Below are 4,927 nucleotides of genomic sequence, written 5' to 3' on the forward strand. Positions count from 1 at the left end.
ACCCCGACCGCCTCTACGCCGCCACCCGCTCGGGAGTTTGGCAGTCGCTGGACGGCGGCCAGTCCTGGACCCTGTCGCTCGATCCCCGCAAGGAAAACGGGGCGCTGATCGCAGGGGGCTGCCTTCACCTGGCCATGCGAAGCGACCAGGGCAACGCCGACTTCCTCTTCGCCTCCTGCGGGACCCTCTTCGACCAGGCCGTGATCTACCGCAACCGCGACGCCAACTCCGACGCCGCTTGGAACAAGGTGCTGACCGAGCCCGGTATGGGACTCACCTCGCTGGCCATCGCGCCTTCCAACCAGAACATCGTCTACGCTCTGGCCTCCAGCATCGCTCCCGGCCCCTATAGCGGCGGACTCCACGCCGTCTTCCGCTCCGACCAAGAGGGATTTCCGGGCACCTGGACGCCGCTGGTGCGCAACACCGACGCCAACAAACTCAACACCCTGCTGCTCAGCAATCCGCTCATCGCCAACCGGGTCCTGTGCGGCTCAGGACCGTCCGACGGATTTTCCAACCTGGGCTGGTACGCCAACGTGATCGCCGTCGACCCCACCGATCCTGACGTGGTGTGGGCAGGGGGCGTGGACCTCTTCCGCTCCGATGACGGCGGACGCAACTGGGGGCCGGTCTCCTATTGGTGGAGATCCCCGCCCTCCTCGCACGCCGACAACCACGTCATCGTTTTTCATCCCGACTACGGGGTGGATGGCAACCAGACTTTCTACCTGGGGGGAGACGGAGGCGTCTGGCGCACCGACAACGCCCGCGCCCCGCGCTCCACGCAGCCCACTTCGGTGTGCAGCCCGGCCAACAGCCAAGTGACCTGGAGGCACTTAGTCACCAATTACGGCACGATCCAGTTCTATCACGGCGCCGCCTTCCCCGACGGAGAGTCTTACTTTGCCGGCGCCCAGGACAACGGGACGCTGCTCAGTTCGGACCAAGCCGGACCCAACGGCTGGCGCCGAATCCTGGGAGGCGACGGGGCCTACACGGCGGTCGATCCCCGCAATCCCGACACCCTCTACCTCTCTTTTCAAGGATTGGCCTTCAGCCGCTCCGACAACGGCGGCACTACCGTCAACATTGGCCTTACGACGGGAATCTTGGAGAGCCCCGCCAACTTCCTCTTCATTACTCCCTTCCTGCTCGATCCCAACAACCCCGACCGGCTCTGGATCGGGGGCAACCGGGTGTGGCGCACCGAGAACCGGGGCACCATCTGGTCGGCAGCCAGCGACAACCTCAGCCTCAACGCCAGCGTCAGCGCCATCGCCGTCTCCACCATCGACTCCAACCGCGCCTTGGTGGGGATGAACAACGGCTTCATCCACCGCCAGGGATCGGCTCTCAGCACCATCGGCGCTTCGCCCTGGCCCTCGGTCCAGCCCCGCGGCGGATTCGTCACCTGGCTGGCCTTCGATCCCCATGAAGAAGCCGCCGCCTACGCCACCTACGCCAACTTCGGCGGCACCCACGTGTGGAAGTCCACCGACTGGGGCGCCACCTGGCGGCCGCTGGACGGCCAAGGAGCGGGAGCGCTGCCCGACATTCCCGTCCACGCCATCCTGCCCGACCCCCAGGTGCCGGGACGCCTCTTCCTGGGCACCGACCTGGGCGTTTTCATCTCGGAGGACGGCGGCCAGACCTGGGCCGTGGAAAGCAGCGGCTTCCCCAACACCGTGACCGAGTCCTTCGACCTGATCGAACGCGATGACGGCACGCGCCTGCTCTTCGCTTTCACCCATGGGCGGGGAGCCTGGCGGGTCCAGATCGACCCTCCCGGACCCACCTGCAAACCCCAGCGCTGGATCCCCCACGTCACGCCCCCCGAGGTCGAGTTCACCACCACGGTGCTGGTTTCCAACCCGGGCGATCAAGCCGCCGAAGTTGAATTGGTCCCCTACTCCGAGGACGGCACTGCGCTGCCCTCGCTGATCCGAATGGTGGAGCCGGGAGAAACCCTCATCGACCTCAGTACCGACATCTTTCCCGGTGAAGCCATCAGCCATCTGGGCGTGTGCGCGCCCAGCCAGGCCGCCGTCTCCGCCGCCTACCGCTTCAAGGCCGGAACCGCCGCCAGCGCCCACGTGGCCGAAACCGGGCTGATGTCTGAACGCTTCCTCTTCTTCCCGGGCGAGTACGACATCGTCTTCGACGGGCTGGCCGCCATCAACCGCGGCGACCAGCCGTCCACCATCGAAGCCGTGCTGCTGACCTCGCAGGGAGAGGAAGTGGGCCGGGCCACGCTGGCCGACGACCTGCCTCCTTTGGGCAAGGCGCTGTCGGTCATCGACGCCCAGTTCATCGGACAGCAGGGGGATATGATCGCTCTTGAATCCGATCAGCCTTTCACGCCCTTGATCCTGCGCGGCAGCCGTCCCCAAACCGGGCAGGTGCTGCTCTTCCAGACCGTGCCCGTGGACGGGCGTCCGGGAGTCCTGGAGGCTTCTTCCATCCGTTCCCGGGGAGCCGCCGCCTGCAGCGATCCTTCCCGATGGGTGGCCCACGTGACTCCCGAAGGAGTGGGTTTCGAGACGCGCATTTTCGTGGCCCACCCCGGGGCTTCGCTCAACGCCCAGGTTACCCTGGCAGGCTTCAATGAAACGGGGCAACGGCTGCAGGAGGTCTCTCTGCAGGTCCTGGAAGGGCAGAGCCAGATCGGTCTTTCTCAGGAACTGTTCCACGAGCAGCCCGTCAGCCACTTCGGCATCTGCTCGGCCGAGCCCACTCCAGTGGTGGCCGGCTACCGTTTCGTGGACGGGCCCGGCGCCACCGCCCACACGCCGGCCAGCGCCGTGATGGACACCGAGTTCCTGCTCTATCCGGGCGAATGGGCCAACGTCTTCGACGGCATGTCGATCATCAATCAAGGCGATGAATCCGCCTTGGTTGAGGCGGTTCTGCTGACCGCGGCCGGAGAGGAAGTCCGCCGCGTTGCGCTGGTGGAGAACCTGGCCCCCCGCGCCAAGCACCTGGCGGTTCTGGACGCCGAGTTCATCGGCTTTACGGGGGACGTCATCCGCATCGAAAGCTCCCAGCCGTCCACCCTGCTGCTGCTGCGCGGAACCCGTCCCAACCTGGTCCCCATGCTCCTCTTCGAAACCGTCCCCATCCCCGTCCACGCCCCCCGCTGAAGGGGGGGTGCGCCCAGGGCTTCGATAGCAACGGGAACTTCTCCCAGTTCCTCCTCAACCTCATGCACTGGCTCTCGGGGCTTTTGGAATAGCCCGCCGCAGAGAAAAAATGTAAACCAGAACCGCCTCCCTTCCGTCCTAGAGGGCAGGCACTCACCACATTGCTATTGGTATTTGCAAATGTCTTGTGAAAGGGGTTCACCTATGAAAGCAGAACCGTCTGGAAGAAAACCATCCATCCTGCTGTGGTTGCTGGCGCTATGCGTGCTTTTGGGCATGTCCCAGGTCTTGGGGACACCGGCCCAGCAGGCTCCGCAGGAGCCGGAAGCCCAGCAAGAAAACGGCGAAAAGAAAGCCGAGGACGCGGAAAAAGAACAAGATAAAAAGAAGGACAAAGAGAAGTCCTTTGAGGACGTGGTGGAAGACATGGAACGGGTCGAGGGACTCTTCAGTTTCTACCGCAAGGAGGACGAAAACAAGGTCCTGATCGAGATCCTGCCCGAGCAGTTCGACGAGGACTACCTCTACTCGGCCAAAACCGAGCAGGCCACGGGCGAGCGCGGCCTCTACGGCACCATCATGCGCGAAGAGTACGTCTTCCAGTGGCGCCGCTTCGGCAAGCGGGTACAACTGGTGCAGAAGAACATCCGCTTCCGGGCCGACCCGGGAACCCCCGCGGCCAGGGCGGTGGAAAAGTCGTTCAGCGACTCGCTGATGGCTTCGGCCAAGATCCTCAGCAAGCCGCATCCCGAGCGCAACAGCGTCCTCGTCGATTTGGAGGAACTGTGGCTCTCCAGAGATCTGCACGGCACGGCCCAGGGACTCAAAGCCCGCTACGACACCGGTTACAAAATCAACAAGGACGACAGCGGCTTTGTCTTCCTCAAGTCCTTTCCCAGGAACTCCGAGATCGGCGCGGTCCTCAACTTTCAAGCCAGCGAAGTCAAAGGCCGTTCGGTAACCTTGCCCGATCCCCGCTCGCTCAGCCTGCGCTTCCGCTACAGCCTGGTGGAACTGCCCGAAAACGACTACATGCCGCGACTGGCCGACGACCGCATCGGTTACTTCGTCGACATGCACATGGACTACACCGACGACCAGCCCGAGACTCCTTATGTACGCTACATCGCCCGCTGGAACCTGCAGAAGAAGAACCCTGAAGCCGAAGTTTCAGAGCCGGTCGAGCCCATCGTCTTCTGGCTCGAAAACTCCATCCCCTACAAGTATCGGGACGCCATCCGCGACGGCATCCTGCTTTGGAACGATGCTTTTGAAGGGGCGGGATTCAAGAACGCAGTGGTGGTCAAACAGCAGCCCGACGACGCCGAGTGGGACCCCGCCGACATCCGCTACAACACCATCCGCTGGATGATCGGCTACGACGCCAGCTTCGCCATCGGACCCTCCCACAGCAATCCCTACACGGGCCAGTTGCTGGATGCCGACATCGGAATCAGCGAGGGCATCCTGAGGCTGGGAGCGCGGCGCCGCTACGAGCTCTATGTGCACCCGGTGCAGGCCATGCAGAAGCTCAAGGAGGACGCCTGGGAGCATGAGGGCGCCCTCGCCGACGGACGCAATCTGTGCAGCTACGGGCAGGGACTGGCCGAAAAGGTCTCCATGGCCTACGACGTCCTCTCCTCGCGGCCCAGTTGGGACGCCGGAGAGGAAGAGGAGTTCGTGCGCCAGTACACCATGGAACTGCTGGCCCACGAGGTCGGACACACGCTGGGGCTGCGCCACAATTTTCAGGCCAGCACCCTGCACGGGGTCGACCAGCTTTC

2 protein-coding genes are annotated in these 4,927 nt (G+C 64.0%); both read left to right on the forward strand.

All coding sequences use genetic code 11. The features are described 5' to 3' along the window. A partial coding sequence (locus VLU25_07840) for a sialidase family protein (protein ID HSR67838.1) occupies positions 1 to 3,143 on the forward strand: 3,143 nt, incomplete at its 5' end. A 204-nt stretch (positions 3,144 to 3,347) separates the two neighbouring features. Continuing rightward, positions 3,348 to 4,927, forward strand: a 1,580-nt coding sequence (locus tag VLU25_07845; GenBank protein ID HSR67839.1) for a DUF5117 domain-containing protein, incomplete at its 3' end; no start/stop codon positions are given.

It is taken from the genome of Acidobacteriota bacterium (assembly GCA_035471785.1).
In the GTDB taxonomy this organism is placed as follows: Bacteria; Acidobacteriota; UBA6911; order RPQK01; family DATIPO01; genus JANQFM01.